Origin of the sequence: Dyadobacter endophyticus (genome assembly GCF_014641595.1) — a bacterium.
GTDB lineage: Bacteria > Bacteroidota > Bacteroidia > Cytophagales > Spirosomataceae > Dyadobacter > Dyadobacter endophyticus.
Window position 1 is genome coordinate 1,278,321 of sequence record NZ_BMIA01000001.1, and the last position, 23,374, is coordinate 1,301,694.

Below are 23,374 nucleotides of genomic sequence, written 5' to 3' on the forward strand. Positions count from 1 at the left end.
GGCGGTCTTTGATGTGCCGTTTTTCCGTTCAATAACAAAGCATTTCGGGTGTTGATTTTAATGCATTGAGCAGGTAATTTCAGGCGATATGTGCCTTATGTTGCCCAGCTGCAGCGCATTCGTCCAGGGCGGCCGTTCTCTCAAACCCAACCTTTTTACCATATGAAAATCTTCGCATTGCTGATTGGCATCAATGAGTATAGTCCGTCCTCGGTTCCGGCAATCAGGGCGCTGAACGGTTGTTTGAATGACGTCTCCGATTTCGGGGATTTTTTAAAGGAGAATTATGGTGATCTGATCCCCGAAGAGCAGCAAATACTTGTACTCGCTAACGCAAAAGCGACGCGGACAAATGTGATCGATGGGTTCCGAAAGCACCTTGCCCAGGCCGGGCCTGATGACATTGCGTTAGTATATTATTCGGGACACGGATCGACCGGCATCACCGCCCGCGAGTTCCAGGCCGCCACTTCCGATCGCCAGGAACAGACCTGGGTTTTGCATGATAGCCGGGAGCCTGGTAAATATGATCTGGCAGACAAGGAAATAGCACTTCTGCTGGAAGAAGTGAGTGCTGGCGGCTCGCGGATCGTGGTCATTGCCGATTCCTGCCACTCCGGGTCGGTCACAAGAGAGCTTGAACAGTTTCTGCAAATGCAGCCCCGTTTCGAGAAGGGTACCTCTGATATCCGCCCGCTTGAAAGCTACCTGGATGGGGCATATCTGCAACGGCCCAACCTCCATATTCCCTCGTCCGACCACCTGCTGCTCGCTGCTTGCGACCGCGTGGAGCGTGCATGGGAGAATAACGGGCACGGGCAGTTTACGCAGTCGCTGATCTCTGTGCTTGGCAAAAGCGGCGGGCAGATCACCTATGCTGACCTTTTCGTTCAGGTGAGGGCTTTCATTCGGAATGCATTGAAAAACCAGACACCGCAAATGGAATCGATCGGTGTTTTCAATATTAGCCAGGGCTTTCTTGGGAGAAAAGTAGAAACCGGGCGGCTCACCCGGTACCGCGTATATATGAAAGCGGGCAAGTGGACGATCGACCTCGGGGCGGGGATGGGCATCGAGCAGCGGGTAGGAGAGCCCTTCAAAATTAAAATATACGACTCGGTAGCGGATGGGCAACCCATCGGGACTGCCGTGCTCGATGTGATGAATGTGACGGAAAGCACTTTGCAGACGGGGGTATTATCCCTCGATGCAAACAATGTGTATTGGGGTGAGCCGGAATCCCTGCGCCTTCAGCCATTCTTCGTACATGGCGATAGCGTGGCGGCGCAGGTAATGCAGGAAACACTGGCGAACGCCTCCGAATCGGGTATTGTGCTGACCGATGTTGATGCTGCCGCCTTATTTGAACTAAAAATAGAAAGTGGCAATATTGTGGTTTACCACACGGGAAGCGATTTGAGGATACAGACGGTGGAGGGAGCCGGCAAATTTTCGGCAGCGCACGTCCTGAATGTGCTGCAAACGCTCGCCCGCTGGCAACGCCTGCTCGAATTGCAAAACGCGCGATCTGCCATTCTACCTCAGCAGATTACATTCAATGTGGAGGTTGCCCACGGCTCATCCACCAGTATATTTTCAGACAAAATGATCACGCTCGACCACGACGGCGAGGACATTCCGTTTAAAGTCAATTTCACTAACGGTACTGCCCGCACGTTGTACGTTTGCCTCTTATACCTTTCGCCGGACTACGGCGTAACAGTCATTTTCAACGATTCGCAGCCGGTGAACTCCAATACTTCCGTTGTGCTCACAAGCGACGTTTTTACCCTGAATAGCGAAGAGGAAATAGACACCCTGAAACTGATTGTTTCGACAGAAGCCATTGATAGTAGTTTGTTTGTCCAGGAACCGCTGCAAATAGGTGCTACCGTTACGCCATCGGGCAGCCGTGGGCTGGGGCAGTCGAAGGGGATCGGCGGTGGAAAATCCGATTGGATCACAAAGGCCATCAGCATCAGGCTCGTTAAAAAAGCGGAAGAGCAACTGGGGGCCCAGCCGGTGGCCATCGGTAGGGGCATTACGGTTCAGCCGCACCCGTCGTTTCGCGGGAAGCTCGGCTGGGCGCCGCTCATTTCCAGAACAAGGAGTGTCGACAAGCCAGTTATCAATGAGGCTTATGCAGTGGGCAACCCGTGGTTCCAGATCGTCAACTTCGATGAAGGCACGAGGGGAGAGGACCGCAGCATTGCAGAGGTGGTTGAGATCAGCGATGTCGCAGCCCTGAAAGAAAATCCGCTGATTATCGATATCAGGCCTGAAAATGAGGGCGAACTGGTATTACCGTTCTTTTTCGACGGTGAAGATTTTTTGCCGATGGGCAACGTGGCGATTACGGAACCCGGATTAATGCAGATCAGCATCGATACCATCCCTGAGGAAGCTGGGGAGAAAACGAGAAGCCTCGGCGGGGCCTTCCGGATGGTATTCCTGAAATTTGCGGGTAAACTGGGCATTAAAACGGATCCTAACCAGTTGCGCTGGGTGGACTATACCAACGGCGCGTCCCGCGAAAGCTCGGGACTCGAAGGAAAAGTGATTCAGGCAAAATCGATATTACTGCTTGTGCACGGCATTATTGGGGATACGGAAGACATGGCTAAGACGTTCAAAATAGCGATCGATGGCGGTTACGACCTCGTAATGACCTACGACTATGAAAACCTGAACACGCCGATTGAAGAAATCGCAGCGATCCTGAAAGGCAAGCTGGCCGGCCTTGGGTTTCAGGAAAATGACGGAAAGGAGCTGGTCCTCGTAGCGCATTCAATGGGCGGGCTGGTATCCCGGTATATGATAGAAGAACTGGGTGGCGACAAGTTCGTCGACAAGCTGATCATGGCAGGTACGCCTAATGGCGGCAGCAAGTTTGGTCAGATTCCGGATTATGTCAGCTGGACGTCTGTCGCCCTTGCGCTGGGTACTAAGTTGTTTCCTCCGCAGGTAGGCGCAGTGACGGGTTTCTTGTCCTCCGTGCTAAAAGTGGGAAATAAGGGGGTGCTGCACACCTTGGCTCAAATGGACGCCGGCAGCGATTTCATCAAAAAATTAACCCACAAAAATGCCGCGCCGATTCCCTATTTTATCATCGGCGGGGACCTGGATGCCTATCTCCGTGCCAGCGGCGGCCTTCCATTGATGGAAAAGGTGGTAACGCAAATAGGAACCTGGATTTATAAAAACACGATCAACGACATTGCGGTGAGCACGGACAGCATCTTTCTTGCGAAGACGGCCGCCGTACCCCAAAAAGTGTCGTGCCACCATCTCAACTATTTTGTCATCGATGAATCCGTCGATGCGCTGGCAAAACTATTGTAACCGTCCGTCGTGGCGGCGGGTAGATCGATGGCGTTGAGCATTCTGATGATCGACGCCACCTCATCTTTAAGCGAGTCGGGGATCATCTTCTTTTTGGTAAATGTTTGAAGATCAGCGATCATCGCGTCACGGTTGTAGACTGCGCTTTCAGCATAGGTGCAATTTTTCTCGCTGAAATTCTTGCTACCGGCATATTCCCGGTAGTAGCTGCGGGCTTTTGCAATGTTACCCGATAGCAGGTGAGCATGTGCCAGGTTCACGTAAATATAATCGAGGCGTGACTTGGGCGTGATAGCCACGGACGTGCCTTTTTGAGCATATTCGATCGATTTTTTGAAGTTCCGGTCGAACAAGCGGTACCAGGACGCATTGTTGTAGACGATCGACAGGTAGTGGTTCAGGCAGGTATCACCCGGAAGCTTTTCGCGCATATCTTCGAGGAACAGAATATGGTCTTCGCTCGCATAGCGTTTCGATTGTGTGCGGACAAAAGAAAAAAGCGCGTTCCGCTCGTCCTCTCTCATTTTCTGGATTTTGGTTTCCAGTTCAATACGAGCGTTCCAAAACACTTCGTTCAGGCGCCTGTTGCCGTCCGCACTTATTTTCCTGGACAATGCCGTCCAGAGGCCATAGTTGTACTGCCCCTCCACCTGCCTTACCAAAGCACTCAGCACGCCTTTCAGGTGGACAAGAGATCCGGAGTTCTCCGAGGAAAAGAAATTGCTCGATAGTCTGTGAATCGATGTAAGGTATTCGTTTTCCAGGTACGTCCACAGGTCTTCTTTGGCAGAAATGCTCGAATTTCTTTTCAGATATTCCAGGTCTTCCGTATCCAGCGGCAGAAGGAAGCGCACCTTTGTTTCGGGAAGCAGGCGGGTACTCGGTTCGACTTTTCTGTTACCGGTCCAGAATAGCCGCGCTATTCCCATGCGGGTGTCCGAAATGGCAATCACAGAGTCATGCGGGAACCGCCTCAGCGAATTGTATTTAAATTCATTGTCGACATCATAGAGTGTTTGCGTACTGTCGCTCAAAATTCCTTCCGATGTTAACCGGAACGATTCCCCGACCCTTGTAGTGTCGATTGCCCTTTTCATGAGCAGCATTTTCCCGCTGTTGTAAGAGATCCTGACCAGCGTGGTATCATGGCTGTTAATTGCGACAGTAATCCCATGGTTGGCGCGGTCCCTGATCCAGCCGTGTTTGATGAGATTGTACCTGTTTTCAAGCGTCCCTAAACGCTCGTTATACAAGCTTACAGTGTTAGGTCCTGCGATAATCAAAAGCTTTTTCTCACTGCCAACGTGCGCAAAAGCCATATCCGTGATCGGTTCTACATTAAATATGGATGCGAAATACAAGTTTTCATGTTCGGGATACCTTTTAATTTCATCGAACATACCATCCCCGAATAGCCCCGACAACATGCTTTTCTCTTCAAATTGTTTGTAGAGAATGTATTGCTGCGTTTTCGACCTGGCAAGATTAATGAGCAGCCGGTAGCGCGTGCTGGTTTCCGAGCTCCATATGGTCAGGAAGGTGAGTATAGTTAAAAGAAATAGGGCACCTGCGCCGTAACTCAGGCCGTATATCGTGGTGAGCCGTCGTTTGCTGTCCGCAACGAATTTCCATTCTTCTTTTGTTGGCTGTTTGCTCAGTGCTACATTTTCCCTGATGTCCTTGGTGGATCGCTTGATATCCCTCAGATCGTTCCGGTCGAGGTAAGATCTTAAAAACCATATTTTGTTGGACTGCTCATATTTCAGGTAGGCAGTTTTAATGGTCTTGATCGTCCGGGCGATGTGCGAATTTTCGAGGTTGAACTTGTCGTAAATGATTTGGGCCAGACTGTCATGCGCGATCTCATAAATACTGTCCGCGCTGTTCCCTCCATATTTGTCCAGCCTGAGAATGTTTTTACTGGCCAGCGATTTCACGATAGCCGTGGCGACATCCAACGGGGCGGCTTGCGAAATCACGTCCTCGATTTTTTGCGGACGTTTTGTACCCTCGTCACTGACGAAACAATAGAGCACATCTCTCACAGTATTATAATTGACCGACCCGTACACCGCCGATACTTCCGAGATTGTTTTCTCTATCCGCTCTTCCAGGAATTGTCTGAGCACGTTCCGGATATTTCCCACCTCGGTCAACAGGCCTATTTTGAAACTCTTACGGGGACCCGGCGCCTGATGCCAGAGCCGGTCGAGGTAGATCTGAAGATGCGGCAGCTCAATCAGGCTATCACCGATTTTAAGGTTCCTGACGATCGCATCGACGGTGGCCTCATCGGTTTCTATTTCGAAGTAATCACATGTTTTCCGGATAACATTTTTAATATCGTTGTCGGTCATTCGCTCGATCAGCACGCGTTTGTCGAAGATTTCCGGCACGATGCTCTCATACTTTTGCAGCTGGGCAATGTACCGCTCGCGCATGATGAAAATCACTTTGCATGGAATATCCCTCGCATCGAGTATTCTCCTGAGGTCGCTGAAAAACGTTTCCTGCTCTTCGGTATTCCCTAAAATGAATATTTCTTCGAACTGATCGAAGATGAGGTACACGGGTTTGAAAAAATCCAGGTAGAGGGATCTGAGGCAGTCCAGAATATCGGAGTCGAGCGGGAAGTCTTCTTTGTTTTTGTGGTTGATCTCCTTCCGCAGCGAAATATTGATATTGTCGTACCGCCGGACGAATATTTCCAGCCAGTCGGTTTTTTCGAAACAGTTCGCAAGGCCGCATTTGATGATACTGGATTTCCCCGTTCCCAGCGGACCGTTCACGAGTACGATATTGGACTCGTGGATGTAGTTATATATGATCCTGATCTCGTCCTCTCTTTCAAAAAACGCGCTGCGTTCATTCTTCTCAAATGAGTCCAGCAGCTTGAATGGCGAAGTTGTCATGATCTGTCAGGATTTGAAATAGGAAATGAAAACTTCTACGCTCTCGAGAATCTCCGGACCGATGGTTTCCAGCTCTTCCTGCGATATCTTTAAGTCCGTTTTGGTCCTTAAAAAATTGGGTAAGGCAGGAATTTGCAGCCTGTCTTTCTTTTCATTGATATTCTTGATGAAATTATAGGTGCATGTGGCGGCAGTAGCGCTTTTATCATAATTATAGAAGAAATAGATTTTGGAAAGCTTTTCGCTGATCAATGCATTCATGTCGATCACAAACGGGTACAAATTGAATGCGGAAAGACTTTTGTTCTCGATCTTGTAAATAACGACCGAGTTGGAATCTGTGAAGTTTTCGAAATCTTCCATCTTGTCGGTAAAGCCCACGAGCACATAATCAAGTTTGACCATTTTGTGCTGGTAAACTGCCGGCTGGTTCTTCTTTTTGTTGATATAGATATTTTTGATAGTCGCAAACTTGTACCTCGCGCAGAACCCCAACTCCTTAAATATGATACAAAGGCTGGCTTCCGCTTTCTGGCAATCCTGCTGGATGTCACGGTCGTCGAGCTCGTCCAGTGCGGCAAGGTCCTTGTATTTGCCTTTAATACCCGTAATATTCAGGTAGGCGCCAAAGAATTCGCTCTCCCGCTCGTCCATGAGATCGGCCAGATGGGACATTTCGTTGACAAACAGAGGTACTTCGTGGGCTTTTAGTTTGTCGTGGATGATGCGTATCAGCGGAATCACGTCGTAGGCCTGCCTGTCGCGATGATCGAGCAGGAAGAAAGCACTGACTCGTTCTTTCAGATGATCTTCCAAAACGGGCACCTTGCCCTGTACCAGCGCTTCCCAGAGTTGGGAAAACATGATGAACAACAAAAGATCGGCCATCACAGAGTAGGTATTGATCAAAAACCGCAGGCGTTCACTGGCGAGAGGCTCGTCTTCGGTGACAAGTAGCTTTCGTACCTGTTCGGCAATGGGAGAGGGCAGGCTGTTGATAATCGCATTTTTGACCTCCCTGACGTCAAATTTCCGCGGGTCCCATTGTTCCCCGTATTTTTTTTCAAGGTCCTCGAACATGGGAAGCTCGTCGCTGAACGTCATCAGGACATTGTAAAGGGCGGCAAGAATGGCATCCTCGGAGGTATTAAACTTCGAGTCGATCTGGCTCTTAATATGAAGCTCGTAAAAGCTCTTGTCAGATAACCGGTGATCGGCTGCGCCCTGTTGATTTTTGTGGAGGTAGAGCCCCCACACCGGACCGGTATTGGGCGCTTTGATGAGCCGGGCAATACCACGGTCAGGATCTTCTGTGGTCGTTAATGCCGCATTGTTTTTGGCTGTAACCACCTCGGTAGCCAGCTTGAAGGCCTCGTCGATGGAATGCCCGCTGGCCAGTTTCTGGTAAAAATCCTCGGCGAAGCGCGTGGCGGTATCGTCGCCGATGTCGACGCTCGTGGCAATTACCGCGCGAACGCCGGCGTCGAGCAACTGGACAACCTGTTCACGCGTCGAGCAGCCATTCAGAAAAACAAGTTTCAAATTCTTTTGCAGCCGGATCGATTGCAGCAGACCTGCGCCATAAACCGTCGCGTCTTCCATCAGCAGCTGACTGCCGCTGGCATGCCCTGCGTAATGAATGATCTCCACCTGGGGCTGATACAAAAGCAGGCGGTCCCGCAGTTTCTTGCTGGTACGGGAGTCAGTGTCGAGCAAAAGGTGGCCTTTGCCCTGCCTTTCGCGCAGCGCGTCCGAAATGGCTTCTTTTTCCTTTTCAAGTTGTGACAGGTAGGCATCGCCGGAATTGGAGAATGCACAAAGTATAACAGGGGGTCGCATTGATCGGGAAGGATTTTGGCTCGTTAGGGTACAGAATTATCAAGGTAAAAAGGAATACCAAAGTAGTTCTACTTTTTCTAGGAAATGTTATTAAGCGGCTTTTGTTTGATTAGACGGCAATATGCTATCTTGCCTTTTAAAAATGTGTCCCCAGACCCTATGCAAGCTATCAGATTTATTAACCGACTGGATGCCCATCACAAGCTGGGTATTTCGCTGATTTTCGGCACGCTGGCGACAATTATGACCGGTTCTGTTGTGGAAAAGCCGATCAATTGGATGATCGGTTGGCTCGTGTACAGCGCGGCGCATCTGGGGTTGGCCTGGGTAACCATACTCAGCTCGCATCCCTCGGAAGTTCGGCAGGAGGTGGACGGGCAGGATTCGAACCGTATCCTGATTTACCTTTTTGTCGTTGCTGCCTCGTTTGTGAGTCTTTTTGCGATCCTGTTCCTGCTGCACGATGCTGGAAAGACGGCCTCGTGGTCGGAGCTGACCGTTCATTTTATTCTTTCCTTTTCCTGCATCGTATGCTCGTGGATTCTCGTACATACCGTCTTCACGCTGCGCTATGCCCATCTTTACTACCGATCGACGGAAGGCGGCCGTAATGCCGGGAAGCAACAACACCGGGGACTTGAATTCCCCGATGACGCCGAACCCGACTTCCTTGATTTTACCTATTTTTCCTTTGTCATAGGAATGACCTTTCAGGTTTCGGACGTAACTATTTCTTCCCGGGAGCTCAGAAGACTTGCGCTGGTCCATTCGTTGTTGTCTTTCGCATTCAATACGCTTCTTGTCGCTCTTACCATCAATGTTGTATCAGGGCTGATACAAAGTAAATCCTGATTTCTGTGCACGATCCTCCCCGGCTTCATCCAGAAAGGCTGAAACAGCGCATTTGGAATAGCCCCGGTAGTGTCGCATCAGAGCTCCCAAATTTTAGCTGATTCGACAAAGTGCAGTCCCTCTGGGAAAATCTGGGGAGCTTTGGCCATTTTTTCGGCTAATATCGAGGTCGGCAGCGGCCGGAGCTTGCGCATAAGCCCCATCGAATTGAAGAAATTCAATGCCCGTGCCGAAAGTCGTTCGCCGAGCCTGTCGGTGTTCTTCCGTACCAAAAGTCCGGGCCGGAAAATAATATATTGGTCGAACGCCAGGCTGGCCAGGTGCTCTTCGAGCTGCCCCTTCATTCTCGAATAAAATACCCTGCTGGTCGCCGAAGCACCATAGGATGACAAGAGGACCAATCTGGAAACACCGTTCTTTTTAGCGATCGCCGCGAACCTGGCCGGAATCTCATAATCGATCTGGTATTGCGCTTCCTTTGAGCCGGCTGTTTTGAGCGTTGTGCCCAGGCAGGAAAACCAGACATCTCCGGTGATCTGACCTGATATCTCTTCCAGCTTGTCGTAATCGGTGAGGATCTCGGCTAATTTGTGATGAGTAACCCCACTGGGACGACGTACAAAAGTCACAACTTCTGTATAGGCCGGATCGCTCAGCAGCAGACCCACGAGATCCTTTCCGGTAGCTCCTGTGGCTCCAATGACCAGTGCTTTCATAAATTCATTTGCTTTTTATTTGTAAAGTAATGCATGCTATTACGGGCTGGCTGTCGGTCCGCGGCCACCCATTTGTTGGTTGTTCTAAACGTGATGGGAGGGATCGTCTGACTAATATAACCAAAAGACGCTGGAACCGGTAATTTCAGGATTCGTGGATGGGAAGCCATATTTTTTATTATTATTGTTGAAAAAATTAAAATAAGATATTGTCCATCGGTCACTTTTGTAATATTTATTCGGCACGTTAGTGGAAGGGCCTGGTTTTGATACTGAAAAAGAGCTTTTATTGTCTGCGTCGCAGGGCAGTGAGGCTGCTTTTGTTGCACTGTTCCACCGGTATAAGCACAAGCTATACGGCTATTCACTCCGGCTTACCAATTCCGAAATGCTTGCAGAGGACGTCGTGCAGGATGTTTTCATGAAACTTTGGGTTGATCATTCCTCGCTTGCTTCGATAGACAGTTTCGGAACCTACCTGTTCAGGATGTCCAAAAACCACATATTGAATCACTTTAAACGGACGGCCCGGGAAATGCTGATCGTCTCGGAGATCTTCCGCGAGAGCGGCGAAGGTGCAAACAATGCGCAGGACAGCCTGGCGGCGCGTGAAGTGGAGCAGGTGCTCAAATTGGTGGTGGAAGCATTACCCCCCCAGCAGAAAGCGGTATACAAGCTGAGCCGCGAGGAGGGCAAAAGCCACGATGAGATCGCCGATTTGCTCAAAATATCCCCTAATACCGTCAAAAACCACATCGTACAGGCCCTGGCCACCATCCGTACGCACCTCCGCCGCCACGCCGACTCGCTGCTGGCTGTGACGGTCCTGCTCCATTTGAAAAAATAATTTAAAAATTTTCAAGACGGACTAGTCCCTGCCTCCGCGCCGATTGTCTTTCATTTGGTATTTGTCGAAAAGTATTGGCTGTTACGCTGGTATGAATCGCAGAATGCCAAATTAAATCAGGTCATCGGTAGGTTTAAGCGTATTTTATGTACGACGAACGCATAGAAATTTTAATAGGCAAATGGATGGATGGAACGCTGGCCGCTTCCGAAAAGAGCGAGCTGGCGGAATGGGTGCGGCTTAACCCGGACGACGAGCGCATTGCCGCGATATTAGAGGACGCCTGGCAACGTTTTGAACCCGGGCAGCCTATGCCCGAAGCGGCATCCGAGCGCATTCTTGCCAATATTTTCCCATCCCGGGAAACAGTATTCGCCGACGTCGACGAGGCAGAATCCACCAGAAGTATTTCCTGGCTGTGGCCCAAATTGGCCGCCGCCGCATTGCTCATCGGTTTTGGGTTGTATTGGTGGTCGGGCTACCAGGCGAAAGTGGAAGTGGCTGGCGACAAGGGGCTCAAAATCCAGCTGGCAGACATTCCGCCCGGCGGCAATAAGGCAGTGCTGACATTGGGCGACGGGTCAACGGTGGTGCTCGACAGCGCCGGCAATGGTTTGCTGGCCAGTCAGGGAGGCAGCAGCGTGACGCAGTCTGAGAAAGGGGAGCTGGTTTACAGCGAAGGTGCTGCCGGGGCCGAACCTGTTTACAATATGGTTACCACTCCCAAGGGCGGTCAATACCACATTGTTTTATCCGACGGCACGGGCGTCTGGCTGAATGCAGCATCGAGCCTGCGGTTTCCGGCCGCATTTACCGGCAAGCAACGGAATGTGGAGATTACCGGTGAAGGGTATTTTGAAGTGGCCCACGACGCCCAGAAACCCTTTGTCGTGAAAGTGAACGAGGCGCAGATCACTGTACTCGGTACGCATTTCAACGTGATGGCCTATGCGGATGAAAAGGTAATGCGTACCACACTGCTTGAAGGCGCCGTGAAAGTGGCGCGCGGGGAACACACTGCAACCCTGGCCCCCGGCCAGCAGGCGAGGATGAGCGCCGCATCCGGCGCAATGCGGGTAATGGATGATGTGGATACGGAGAAGGAGCTTTCCTGGAAGAACGGCTACTTTCAGTTCGAAAACGAAAGCCTGGAAAGCGTAATGCGGCAGGTAGCCCGGTGGTATGATGTAGAAGTGAAATATGAGGGCAACAGCAGCGGAGAGAATTTCTCCGGGAGGCTTCCCCGCAATTCGAACGTTTCAAAACTCCTGAAAATACTGGCGCTCAGCGGCGTGAAGTTCAGGATCGAAGATAAAACCATTATCGTAACCCCGTAAAACCCACTGAGCCTATGATGAGATAGCGACCTGCAATGCCTTGCCGGGACGCTCTGAAGAAAGAACGGGAACGTTGCAACCGCTCCCGCCCTGAAAAGAGCCCGGCATTTTTAAACAATTGTCCTACTGTTTAGTACCAACTCTCGAACAAAAGTATGAACCACAACTCTTTTATCCAAAAAGGGTGGGGGGGAGCGTATGCTTTCGGCAAACATCCCCGTTCCCCGCTCGCCAGGGTCATTTTGGTTATGAAACTGATCTTTATTTTCACCCTCGCTTTTTGCATGCAGGTAAGCGCAAGCTCCTACTCGCAGAAGATCACCATTATCGCAAAGAATGCACGCCTGGAAAAAGTACTGAAAGAAATTGAGAAGCAAAGCGGGTATTCGTTCTGGTATAAGACCGAGCTCATTCAACGGTCGGAGAAGGTGACGATCGCCATGCGCGAAAGCAGTCTGGAAGACGTGCTGGCCAGGTGCTTCGTAAACCAGCCGCTGGAATATGCGATCGTAGACAAGACCGTGGTTTTACAGGCCAAAAAGCTGCCGACGCCGGCTTTGCCTGCAAAGATCCTTGAACTGATTAAGGGGCAGGTGCTGGGGTCGGACGGCAAGCCGCTGATCGGCGTGACTGTGATGGTAAAGGCTTCCAAAATGGGTACCACTACCGATATGGACGGCAATTTTGCTATTAATGCAGGTACCGACGACGTGCTGGTATTTTCCTACATCGGCTTTTCAACCAAGGAAGTGGCCGTCGGAAAGCAAACCAGCCTGACCGTCACGCTGACGGAGAGCAACACAACGCTCGGTGAGGTGGCGGTGATCGGGTATGGTACGCAGTCGCGCAAGACGCTGACTTCCGCAGTAAGCACGGTCAAATCTGAGGAATTGAATAAAGGGGCCATTACCGACGTGGGCCAATTGCTGCAAGGCAAGGTGGCCGGCCTGAACATCACAGCCAGTGGCGACCCCAATAAGCCTGCGGCGGTGGTGTTGCGGGGGGCTTCGACGATCAATAGCTCGCAGGGGCCTTTTTATGTCATCGATAATGTGCCAGGAGCCGATATTGCCACCATCGCACCGGACGATATCGCGTCCATCGATGTACTTAAGGATGCGGCGGCTACGGCTATTTACGGCAACCGGGCAGCGAACGGTGTGATTATGGTCACTACCAAACGCGGCAAAAAAGGCGACCTGAAAATTTCTTATAATGGTTTTGTGGGTATTGAAAAAGTATCCAATAAACTGGAAATGATGAGCGGTGCGCAGCTGCGTTCCTTTTTGGATAAAAACGGCGTTGGTCTTTCTCCCAAGGACGATCTAGGGGCGGATACCGACTGGCAGTCGGCCATTCAGAAGAAAACGGCGGTGTCTACGAACCATAACCTGTCGTTCAGCGGCGGTACCGAGAAAAGCACGTATAGCGCAAGCCTGAACTATGTAGATAAGCAGGGAATTCTGCTCAACAGCGGTTTGCAGCGCGTGATTGCCCGCCTGGCGGTAGAGCAATATGCGTTCAAGGACAAGCTGAAACTGGGTTTGACCGTAACCAATTCGAACAGTACCGCGAAAGATATTCCCTTCCGCAACACCGTGCTACTGCAATCGGCGGTGTATCTGCCCGTTTCGCCTGTCCGGAATGCGGATGGAAGCTACTTCGAAAACCCGGAACACACTGATTACTACAATCCGGTGGCCATGATCAACAATAGCGAGTCGAAGACGAAAACCAACAACCTGACCGGAAGCTTTACTTCGCAGCTTAAACTGCCTTTCGGGCTGACTTATGATCTCAATTTTTCCTACCTGAACACGACTTCGCTGACCGGCAACTATTATAACAGCTATTTTACAAGCCATTACAATAATATGTATGATAACCCCGAGCCAGGCCTCGGTTACCATACCCAGCAGTCGTTCGGGACGAACGGGCAAGCCAATAGAAGTTCCTACCGCAATTCCAGCAAGATCCTCGAAACCTTCCTGACCTGGAACCACGATTTCGGCGACCACAATATCAATGCCGTGGTGGGCTACTCGTGGCAGGATTACATTATTGGCGAGGGCTTTCAGGTAACGACCAGCAACCTGCCCGTGGACAACATCGGATACAATAACCTTGCGCTGAGCAATCCGTATGGGATTTCCGGGTTTCAGATCGGTTTCGGGCCGGACGGCATTTACCAGCAGACACGTTTGATTTCGGATTTTGCCCGTTTCAACTACAATTATAAAAACAAATACCTCGTACAAGGGTCCGTACGGCGTGATGGCAGTTCGGTGTTTGGGGCTAACAACCAATGGGGGTACTTCCCGTCGGCTGGTGTGGCCTGGCGCATTACCGAAGAGAACTTTATGAGCGCGCAGAAGCTTTTCACAGAACTGAAACTCCGCGCCAGCTACGGCGTTACGGGTAATGCCACCGGTTTCGGCGCCTACACGACGCAGTTCCTATCGGGTAGCCTCGGCACTTATTATTACCAGGGCTCGCTTACGGCGGCGCTCGGGCCTACCCAGGCTGCCAACCCCGACCTGAAATGGGAGAAAACGGCTACCAGCAACCTCGGTATCGACTTTGCCGTGCTCGGTGGCAAGATCAGCGGAACTTTGGAATTGTATAATAAGAATACCACGGGAATGATCTATTCCTATAATGTGGACCCGATCCTGGTGCCTACGGGCAAGATCACGACCAATGGCGGGAGTATCAACAACAAGGGGATCGAGCTGAACGTGAATGCAAGCGTTGTAAGCAAGCATAATTTCACCTGGAACACCGGCCTGAATCTGGCACACAACAAGAACACCGTGACCAGCCTTTCCAACCCGCTGTTCGCAGGTGGCGACTCGGTGCTGCTCGCTTATCCGGAAGGCTTGGGACAATCCAGCCATTCACTCGAAATTCTGAAAGCGGGCAAGCCCTTGGGACAGTTTTTCTCGCTGCAATATGCCGGTAAGAATGCGACCGGGCTCTCGCAATATGTGGGCGGGGATGGCAACCTGACGACCACGCCGGTGATTGGTGTAGACTACAAATACCTCGGCAACGCCCAACCCAAACTGCTGGCAGGGTGGAGCAACAATTTCCGCTACCGGAATTTTGACCTCAATATTTTCCTGCGCGGCGCATTCGGCAACAAAATCTTTAACGCGACCCGCGCGGACTTATTCCGTCCCAATACTGCGCAATACACCAACATTCTATCGGAGGTGGCTGGGGAGTCGATGACCGACCTGAACTCGTATTTGTACTCCTCACGGTTCGTGGAAAGCGGCAGTTACCTGCGGTTCGACAACGCAACGCTTGCCTATAACTTCAAGAAACTGGGGCCGTCGCTTAAAAACCTGCGTGTATATACTTCCGTTAATAACCTTTTCGTGATCACGAAGTACAAGGGCGTGGATCCTGAGATCAATCAGGGCGGCATTGCACCGGGTGTCGATTATAATAATTTCTATCCCAAAACCAGGACATTCCTGCTGGGCGTGAACGTATCATTCTGATTTCAAAACCGAGTTATCATGAAAAGCGCATATATCAAATCCTTTTTCTCACTGATGGTCCTGGGGTCATTGTTTTCCTGCCATGACCTGGACGTACCAGTAACTTCCGAGCTTACCCCGGATGTGTTCCCAACCTCGGACGCGCAGTTTGTCAGCGCAGCCGGGCCTGCCTATGTGGCGTTGCGGGGCAATATATCTGTTGAGTTCTTCCACTTGCAAACCCTGACCACCGACGAAGCTATTTTCCCTGCGAAAGGGGGCAACTGGTACAATGGCGCGGAGTTCAAAGACCTGCATTACCACTCCTGGACCAAAGACCACAGCACCGTAACCGGTAACTGGACCTGGCTGAGCACTATCATCGGTACCGTCAACCAGTCGCTATCCATTCTCAGCAAGAACATGCCCGAGGGGGCACCGAAAAACCAGATGCTCGCTGAGCTTAAAATGGTGCGCGCGCTGGCCTATTTCTGGATGATGGACAGCTTTGGCAATATTCCCATTATCACCGAGTACGGCGATTACAGCGCCCATCCCAATGTGCCGCGTGCGGAAGTGTTCCAATTCCTGGAAGGTGAAATTAAAGCTGCATTGCCCGACCTGAGTGCCACGGTGGATGTGACTACTTACGGGCGTCCGACCAAATATCTGGCCAATGCATTGCTGGCCAAAATGTACCTGAATGCGGAGGTATACACAGGTACCAACCGTTACAACGACTGTATTGCTGCTTGTGACGAAATCATCAATTCGGGAAAATTCGCATTGGAACCGGCAGCGACCTATTTGCAGATGTTCTATCCTAATAATGGTCCGCAAATGAAGGAATTCATCTTCGCGATCCCGTTCGATGCCACGGCTGCGAATAGCTTTCCCTTCCGCGCTACCAACCTGCACTCGCGATATGATATTCCGAGAGGGCTCGTTGCGAAGTACAAAATGCCGTTCACCCCCGACGCTGCCGTGTCGACGCTCCCCGAATTTTACAAGCATTTCAACGACGCGAACGATATCCGTAACAAGGAGTGGCTCACCGGGCTGCAATTTTATGCCGACGGTTCGCCTGTTACCGTCACCACGACGAAAAAGGGGTACGACCAGTTCTACACAGGTGCCGATCCATCGGCTCCCTATACTTACCAGATCAACATTACGCCGGAGGTCAAACTGCGCCAGGATGTGCCCTCGTTTGATGTCGGAAATGATGAAATCGCCTGGAACATGGGTTACCGAAACATCAAGTTCCATCCCGACGCGAGTTCGCTGAACCGCAACCAGAACAACGACGTGCCGATATTCCGCCTAGCCGACGCGATCCTGATGAAAGCAGAAGCAATCCAGCGCGGAGGCAGCGCCACTGGCGGTGCGACGGCGTTGACCCTGGTAAATTCCGTCCGCACAGCGCGCCAGGCTGCCGCATTCACCAGTCTGACGCTGGAAAACATTTACGAGGAACGCATTCGGGAATTTGCTTCGGAAATGTGGCACCGTAACGACATGATCCGCTATGGCAAGTTTGAAGGCAAATGGGGCTTTAAAACGGATTCGGACGTCAATAAGCGAATTTTTCCCATTCCTAATGCTGCATTGCTGCTGAACCGGGCGTTGGTTCAAAATCCAGGCTATTGATCACTCCCTGTCCCCGCGCCGTCCGGCGTGGGGACTTTTTACCTTTAATATGGCTACTCATTCAAAAGCACCGCTCCGCTTTCGCAGGTTGAAAGCGGCTATTTTGTTTTGTCTGCTCCTGTCGCTGACGGCAACCGCCATTCAGGCGCAAACCATTATTAGCTCCGGAAAATCGCTGATTTCACGGGTCATTCCTTCACATGCCGTGCATTTCGAAGTGCAGGAATTGACCTCGTCTTCGGGAAAAGACGAATTTGAAATCGAAAGTATCAATGGGAAAATCATCCTCCGTGGTACCAGCGGTGTGGCCGTGGCTTCTGCCTTGTACCACTATCTGACCGAATATGCCCATTGCCAGATCACCTGGAATGGCAGCAACCTTGCATTGCCTGAAAACCTGCCCACGGTCCCGGCCAGGATACACAAAGCAACCGTGTACCAATACCGTTACAACCTCAATTATTGCACCTTTAATTACAGTATGAGCTGGTGGGATTGGGAGCGTTGGCAGAAGGAGATCGACTGGATGGCCCTGCATGGCATCAATATGCCCCTGGCTATTACCGGCGAAGAGTATACCTGGTTGCAAGTGTATCGCGACATGGGCTTCACGGACGACGATCTCAAAGATTTTTTCAGCGGCCCGGCCTATTTCGGGTGGTTCTGGATGGGTAATCTCGACGGCTGGGGCGGCCCGCTGCCGCTCAGCTGGATGGAAAGCCACAAAACCTTGCAGCAGCAGATCGTACGCCGCGAGCGTGAGCTGGGCATGAAGCCTGTGCTGCCCGCGTTCACCGGACATGTGCCCGCGGCTTTCCGCAAGAAATATCCCAATGCCCAACTGAAAGCTACCAACTGGAACAACGGGTTTGGCGATACCTACATCCTCGATTCGCAGGATCCGCTTTTTGCCGAACTGGGCAAGCGTTTTCTGGATAAACAAAAGGAGCTTTACGGTACCGATCACCTGTATTCGGCCGACACATTTAATGAAAATGAGCCACCTACCGACGACCCGGCCTATCTGTCGAAGCTTAGCGAGCGGATTTACGAGGGCATGCGACAGGGCGATCCGGAAGCTGTGTGGGTAATGCAAGGCTGGCTGTTTTACAGCGACCGCAAGTTCTGGAAAGCTCCGCAGATCGAAGCATTGCTGAACGCCGTGCCCGACGACAGGATGATTCTGCTGGACCTTGCCGCCGAGATCGAGCCGGTATGGAAGCGCACGGGCGCATTTTATGGAAAGCCCTGGATTTGGAATATGCTCAACAACTTCGGGGGTAATGTAAACCTTTTTGGTCGGCTCGACGGCGTCGCACAAGGCCCGGCGGCCGCCTGGAACGACCCGGCCAAAAAGCGCATGGAAGGAATCGGACTTACCATGGAGGCTATCGAGCAAAATCCGGTGATCTATGAGCTGACCATGGACCATACCTGGCGCACGACGCCCATCGAGCTCGACGAATGGCTCCCGCGTTACGCGCGCAACCGCTACGGGAAGGCCGACCCCGATCTGGAAAAGGCCTGGCAAGTGCTCAGACGCACGGCTTACAACGGCAAAGACATCCGCGATGGCGCCGAATCGATCGTTACAGGCCGCCCCACACTAGATTCGTCGACGGTGTGGACGCGTACCCGGCTGAACTACGCCCCGCAGGAACTGCTGCCCGCCTGGGACCTGTTCATGAATGCCGCACGCCAAGGCCCCGTTACGGACGGGTTCCTATACGACCTTACAGACATCTCGCGGCAGGTACTGGCAAACTATGCATTGGTTCTACAAAAAAGATGGGTAACCGCATACCGTGGGGGCGACCGGGCTGCATTTGCAAAACACAGCCGGGCATTCCTCGGACTGATCTCCGATATGGACGAACTGCTGGCGACTCAAAAAGATTTTATGCTCGGGCCATGGATCGCCTCAGCCCGGAAATGGGGCACCAACGACGCCGAAAAGGCCCTGTATGAGCAAAATGCCCGCGACCTGATCACACTCTGGGGCGACGCGAAGAGCCCGCTGCATGAATACTCCAACCGCCAGTGGAGTGGTCTGCTGAATGATTTTTACAAGGTACGGTGGGAAAAGTTCTTTGCTATGGTGAGCGGGGCGATGGACAAAGGCAGGGAACCCGATTTTAAAGGTTTCGAAGAATCGATCGCACAATGGGAATGGGAGTGGGTAAAAACGCAGAAGGACTTCCCGATCATCCCGAAGGGCAAAAGCGGCGATGTAGCCCTCAAAATGTATAGCAAATATAGCCGGCAAATCAAGGATAGTTACAGTGGGCGCTTGGAGGGAAATTAGCTTTGGCAAACCTTCGGAGGTTTACCTTACTGATAAGAAAGCTTACTACTTGGCTGATATACGAGAGTCCCTTTACGTAAATCTGTATTTCTTTGCATTGTCTAATTTTTTTAAACTATCTATGAAAGTCTTTAAAAGTATTGTGATCGGAATTTTCCTGATTGTCTGTTGTTGCAATGCCCTCCATGCGCAGCACAATCACTCCGAAGGAGTAATGTTTTCCGCAGAGAGCGGAATTTGGCAGGCAAGGCACTCGCCGGAATTGGACCTGACCGATGAGATTACTTTGGAAGCGACCGTGTATCTGCCTGCAAAACAGCATGAGGGTGCCCGGATTATCGATAAGTTTCAATCCAACAACGGATCCGGCGGTTTTGTCCTTGGAATTGGCAAGGACAACAAGCTGTGGATGGTAGCCGGCCAGGAACATCTTTCAAGCCAGCATAGCATTCCGCTTAATCAGTGGGTCAGGCTGGTCGGCACGTTCAGCAAATCGAAGGGCCAGTTTAAACTCTATCTGAATGAAAATGAAGCAGCGGCTTCAACCAGGACGCCTCTTTTGCCGATGACGCGTACCAATTTTCCCTTGCGGATCGGGTCCGATTCCGATGGGAGAAACAATTTCGCGGGCAGGATTCGGCAGGTCGCGGTATATGGGCAATACCTTAGCAAACAGCAAGTGCTTGCCAGCAGAAGGCCAACTCAGCCGATTCTGGAATGGCGTTTTGACGCTGAAAGCCAGAGTGAATATGCAAGCGCGATGCGTGGAGGACAAAAACTTGTGAAGTTGCGGAAAGTTACGGGTGTCGAGCGGTTCGGTGATACCTCCGATATACTCTGGTACCGTAATCCGGCAAATCAGTGGGAAACGGCGTTACCCATCGGCAACGGAAGGCTGGGCGCGATGATCTTTGGCGGCCCGGACAGGGAACGCCTCCAATTGAACGATATTACCGTTTGGTCAGGGAGCCCTCAGCCCGATGCGGACAGACCGGATGCTTACAAGCATTTGCCGGAGGTAAGGAAGGCTATCCGTGACCAAAATTATATGCTGGCAGAGAAACTGACCGATGCGTACATGACCTCTCCGGCGCCCTACACTGCTTCCTACCAGACTTTGGGTGATCTGTCGCTGCAATTCGAACTGCCCAAAGGCGCGGCTACGCAATACAAAAGGTGGCTCGATATCGGCAGAGCTATTTCGGGCGTATCCTTTAAGATTGGAGAGACACTTTTCAGCAGGGAAACATTCAGCAGCGCAGCCGATCAGGCAATTGTCAGTTTAATAAAAAGCTCCGTAAAAGGTGGTGTCTCTTTTACATTGGACCTCACGCGACTGGAAAATTCGGTTACAGTAGCACAAGGTTCAAATATGCTCGTCATGAAAGGCAACACGGGCAAAACGTTGGATTACGAGGTACAGATCAAGGTGGCGCTGACCGGCGGATCGGTGAAGGCGACCGGTAATGAACTGGCGATCAAAGATGCCGACCAGGTTATGCTGTATCTGACAGCCGGAACTTCCTATACACTGGATCCTGCCAAAGCGTACAGAGGCGAAGACCCGCATGCCCGCGTATCGCGGCAAATGGCGGTTGTTTCCGGCAAGTCGTATCAGGAACTGCTGGGACGTCACATCGCCGATTATCAGCAATATTTCAACAGGGTGAGGCTCGATTTGGGTAATTCGGATGCCGCCGCCCTCCCGACCGACGAGCGACTCATGCAATACGGCGACGGCAAAAAAGACCCGTCGTTTGCGTCGCTTTTCTACCATTATGGACGGTACCTTCTGATTTCTTCCAGTCGCCCCGACAATCTGTTGCCGTCCAATTCGCAGGGAATCTGGGGCGACGGGCTATCGCTTCCCTGGCTGTGCGATTATAAATCCAACATTAACTACCAGATGAATTACTGGCCGGCAGAGCAGTCGAATCTTTCGGAACTACATTTGCCGATGCTCCGGCAGACGCAAAGCCTGCAAGCAGCTGGTGCCAAAACGGCGAAAACCTATTTTGGCCCTGAAACACCGGGCTGGTATTATGGCTATACCACAAACGGCTGGGGCTGGACCAGTCCCGGTGCCTGGCTTCCCTGGGGCGTTTTTGCGGGAGGCAGCGGGTGGGCATGCCAGCATCTTTGGGAGCACTATGCCTTTACAAGGGATAAGCAGTACCTTCAAAGCATCTATCCAACCCTGAAAGGTGCCGCCGAATTTTACCTGGCGACCATGATCGAGGACGAAAACGGCAACCTGATCACCTCCCCATCCACGTCTCCGGAAAATACTTTCAAAACCGATGACGGTCAGAAAGGAAGCGTTTCGGAAGGGAATACGATGGAGCGATCCATTATCTGGGATTTGTTTGATAATATCGCTCATGCAACGCAAGTGCTGGGCGCCGATGCTGATTTTGGCACAAAGGTGGCTGCGGCAAGGGATAAAATCCGAAAGCTTCAGATCGGCCGAAACGGTCAGTTAATGGAGTGGGGCAAGGACTGGGATATGAATTCGGATGATCCCGAGCACAGGCACGTTTCCCATTTGTTCGCATTGCACCCTGGCCATCAGATTACCGCACTAGGGACGCCGGAACTCGCGACGGCGGCAAAGAAATCTCTGCAACTTCGTGGAAACGACGGAACCGGCTGGTCGATCGCATGGAAAGAAAACTTTTGGGCGCGCTTAAGGGATGGAAACCAGGTGCACACGCTACTATCCAACCAGCTCAGATACACCGGGCAAACCAGGACTATCATGGCAGGGGCTGGCGGTACATACCCCAACCTGTTCGATGCGCACCCGCCGTTTCAGATCGACGGGAACTTCGGGGCCGTATCGGGGATGACGGAAACGCTTTTGCAGAGTATGGAAACCTACGCTCCCGACAAGTATATCATCGATTTGCTACCCGCACTGCCATCCCAATGGGCGGCGGGGTCGGTCCGGGGACTCAGGGCCCGAGGAGGTTTTGAAATAGGGATCCAATGGGCGGATGGCCTGCCTGCCAGGGTGGCTGTCGAATCGTTGAACGGGGAGAAATGCGTGGTACGCTCTGCGGTTGCACTGGCCGTAGAAGGTGCCCAGCTTAGTTCAAAACCGGATAAGAACGGATTTCTATTAGAGTTTGACACCGAAAAAGGAGGGGTGTACCAGCTGATTAAAAAATAGCGGGCTTAGGTAAGCGTTTGCAGGCCTCTCGCGAACGCTTACATAAGCTACTTGCCTGGGTGCTGCGGCAAATTCACCAAATTTCACTGAGATTTGGGCAAAATTGTATTAGTCTTCTAAAATAAATATTATTCCTTTGTATTGTTTAATATTAGGCTGATGTGCCGAATCCGGTTTTTGAAGAAACCTCGCGCTCGGACATTTTCATAGGATTAAATTGCATGCAGTAAACCCGGTTCGCGATTAAAATTTGGCATGAGCTATGTCAGTGACCTCTTTGATAAGTGATGATGAATTGGTGAGAAACCTCGCGATGGGAGAGGATTGGGCATTTTCGGAGATCTACCGCAGATACTGGAAGAAGATGTTCCGGCAAGCTTTTTCAAAAACCGGATCCGACGATGCCGCCAAGGAGATCGTTCAGGATATATTTCTGGATTTGTGGCAGCGCAAGGGAAGTGCGCAAATTCTGGAATTGGAGCGATATCTTTTTAAAGCCGTCAAGTTTCAGGTACTGGACTTCTATGATAAACAGATCGTCGGTAAACGGCACCGTGAAGCGCTCTGGGCGAAATTCGGGGAGGAAGTGACCGACTCGGTCGAAGATCAGCTGGCCTTTGAAGAGCTCAATGGAAGAATCCTGGAATGCATTAATGGTTTTTCGGAAAAAACGCGCGAGATTTTTACACTCAACCGCCTGGAAGGCAGGACGGTAATAGAAATAGCCCGGCTGCTGAATTTGCCAGAAAGGACCGTCGAATACCACATCACCGTTGGCCTGCGCCATCTACGCGGGCATCTTAAAGAATATATCATCGTCTTTTTTGCCCTTGCCACTTCTCTGATGATCAGGAAAGGCTTGTGAACCTAAATCCTGTCATTGGATTAAAGGAAGATTTTTTACGACTTTCTTT

The 23,374-nt window shown here is 51.3% G+C and carries 12 protein-coding genes; 9 read left to right on the plus strand and 3 right to left on the minus strand.

The features are described from left to right. Positions 1-162 precede the first annotated feature (162 nt). On the plus strand, positions 163-3,342 hold the full coding sequence (locus IEY24_RS05235; protein ID WP_188929360.1) for a DUF7379 domain-containing protein: 3,180 nt from the start codon (positions 163-165) through the stop codon (positions 3,340-3,342). Here IEY24_RS05235 and IEY24_RS05240 read toward each other — a convergent pair. Together IEY24_RS05240 and IEY24_RS05245 are read right to left on the minus strand one after the other, a co-directional pair. Continuing rightward, positions 3,294-6,254, minus strand: coding sequence for an nSTAND1 domain-containing NTPase (locus IEY24_RS05240; protein WP_188929362.1), 2,961 nt, complete (start codon positions 6,252-6,254; stop codon positions 3,294-3,296). The genes IEY24_RS05235 and IEY24_RS05240 overlap by 49 nt on opposite strands. A 6-nt stretch (positions 6,255-6,260) precedes the next feature. Then, positions 6,261-8,093 (minus strand): CHAT domain-containing protein, encoded by a 1,833-nt coding sequence (locus IEY24_RS05245; RefSeq protein WP_188929363.1) that lies wholly within the window; start codon positions 8,091-8,093, stop codon positions 6,261-6,263. A gap of 159 nt (positions 8,094-8,252) precedes the next feature. On the opposite strand from IEY24_RS05245, the gene IEY24_RS05250 reads away from it, so the two are divergent. Next, entirely contained in the window at positions 8,253-8,945 is a 693-nt protein-coding gene (locus IEY24_RS05250) for a DUF1345 domain-containing protein (RefSeq protein ID WP_188929365.1), read from the plus strand. A 77-nt stretch (positions 8,946-9,022) separates the two neighbouring features. Here IEY24_RS05250 and IEY24_RS05255 read toward each other — a convergent pair whose 3' ends face one another. Continuing rightward, positions 9,023-9,661, minus strand: a complete 639-nt coding sequence (locus tag IEY24_RS05255; RefSeq protein WP_188929367.1) for an NAD(P)H-binding protein — start codon at positions 9,659-9,661, stop codon at positions 9,023-9,025. Positions 9,662-9,911: 250 nt separating this feature from the next. Between IEY24_RS05255 and IEY24_RS05260 the strand changes: the two genes are divergently transcribed. The 7 genes from IEY24_RS05260 (at position 9,912) to IEY24_RS05290 (ending at position 23,325) form a co-directional block, all read left to right on the plus strand. Next, on the plus strand, positions 9,912-10,508 hold the full coding sequence (locus IEY24_RS05260) for an RNA polymerase sigma factor (protein ID WP_188929369.1): 597 nt from the start codon (positions 9,912-9,914) through the stop codon (positions 10,506-10,508). Between the two features lie 146 nt (positions 10,509-10,654). After that, complete coding sequence (locus tag IEY24_RS05265) at positions 10,655-11,845, plus strand: FecR domain-containing protein (RefSeq protein WP_188929371.1); 1,191 nt, start codon at positions 10,655-10,657, stop codon at positions 11,843-11,845. 155 nt (positions 11,846-12,000) lie between these two features. After that, a complete protein-coding gene (locus IEY24_RS05270) occupies positions 12,001-15,354 on the plus strand; it encodes a TonB-dependent receptor (protein ID WP_229221409.1) in 3,354 nt (1,117 codons plus the stop codon). 18 nt (positions 15,355-15,372) lie between these two features. After that, on the plus strand, positions 15,373-16,983 hold the full coding sequence (locus IEY24_RS05275; protein ID WP_188929373.1) for a RagB/SusD family nutrient uptake outer membrane protein: 1,611 nt from the start codon (positions 15,373-15,375) through the stop codon (positions 16,981-16,983). Positions 16,984-17,032: 49 nt separating this feature from the next. Beyond that, on the plus strand, positions 17,033-19,288 hold the full coding sequence (locus IEY24_RS05280; RefSeq protein ID WP_188929375.1) for an alpha-N-acetylglucosaminidase: 2,256 nt from the start codon (positions 17,033-17,035) through the stop codon (positions 19,286-19,288). Positions 19,289-19,409: 121 nt separating this feature from the next. Continuing rightward, positions 19,410-22,460, plus strand: a complete 3,051-nt coding sequence (locus tag IEY24_RS05285) for a glycosyl hydrolase family 95 catalytic domain-containing protein (RefSeq protein WP_188929377.1) — start codon at positions 19,410-19,412, stop codon at positions 22,458-22,460. Between the two features lie 262 nt (positions 22,461-22,722). Then, complete coding sequence (locus tag IEY24_RS05290) at positions 22,723-23,325, plus strand: RNA polymerase sigma factor (RefSeq protein ID WP_188929379.1); 603 nt, start codon at positions 22,723-22,725, stop codon at positions 23,323-23,325. The last annotated feature ends 49 nt before the right edge of the window (positions 23,326-23,374 follow it).

Excerpts from the sequence above, each read along its gene's own strand:
- IEY24_RS05270 (WP_229221409.1), top strand. The coding sequence starts at position 12,001 with ATGAACCACAACTCTTTTATCCAAAAAGGGTGGGGGGGAGCGTATGCT.
- IEY24_RS05265 (WP_188929371.1), top strand. The coding sequence starts at position 10,655 with ATGTACGACGAACGCATAGAAATTTTAATAGGCAAATGGATGGATGGA.
- IEY24_RS05240 (WP_188929362.1), bottom strand. The coding sequence starts at position 6,254 with ATGACAACTTCGCCATTCAAGCTGCTGGACTCATTTGAGAAGAATGAA.
- IEY24_RS05250 (WP_188929365.1), top strand. The coding sequence starts at position 8,253 with ATGCAAGCTATCAGATTTATTAACCGACTGGATGCCCATCACAAGCTG.
- IEY24_RS05285 (WP_188929377.1), top strand. The coding sequence starts at position 19,410 with ATGAAAGTCTTTAAAAGTATTGTGATCGGAATTTTCCTGATTGTCTGT.
- IEY24_RS05280 (WP_188929375.1), top strand. The coding sequence starts at position 17,033 with ATGGCTACTCATTCAAAAGCACCGCTCCGCTTTCGCAGGTTGAAAGCG.
- IEY24_RS05245 (WP_188929363.1), bottom strand. The coding sequence starts at position 8,093 with ATGCGACCCCCTGTTATACTTTGTGCATTCTCCAATTCCGGCGATGCC.
- IEY24_RS05255 (WP_188929367.1), bottom strand. The coding sequence starts at position 9,661 with ATGAAAGCACTGGTCATTGGAGCCACAGGAGCTACCGGAAAGGATCTC.
- IEY24_RS05290 (WP_188929379.1), top strand. The coding sequence starts at position 22,723 with ATGTCAGTGACCTCTTTGATAAGTGATGATGAATTGGTGAGAAACCTC.
- IEY24_RS05235 (WP_188929360.1), top strand. The coding sequence starts at position 163 with ATGAAAATCTTCGCATTGCTGATTGGCATCAATGAGTATAGTCCGTCC.
- IEY24_RS05275 (WP_188929373.1), top strand. The coding sequence starts at position 15,373 with ATGAAAAGCGCATATATCAAATCCTTTTTCTCACTGATGGTCCTGGGG.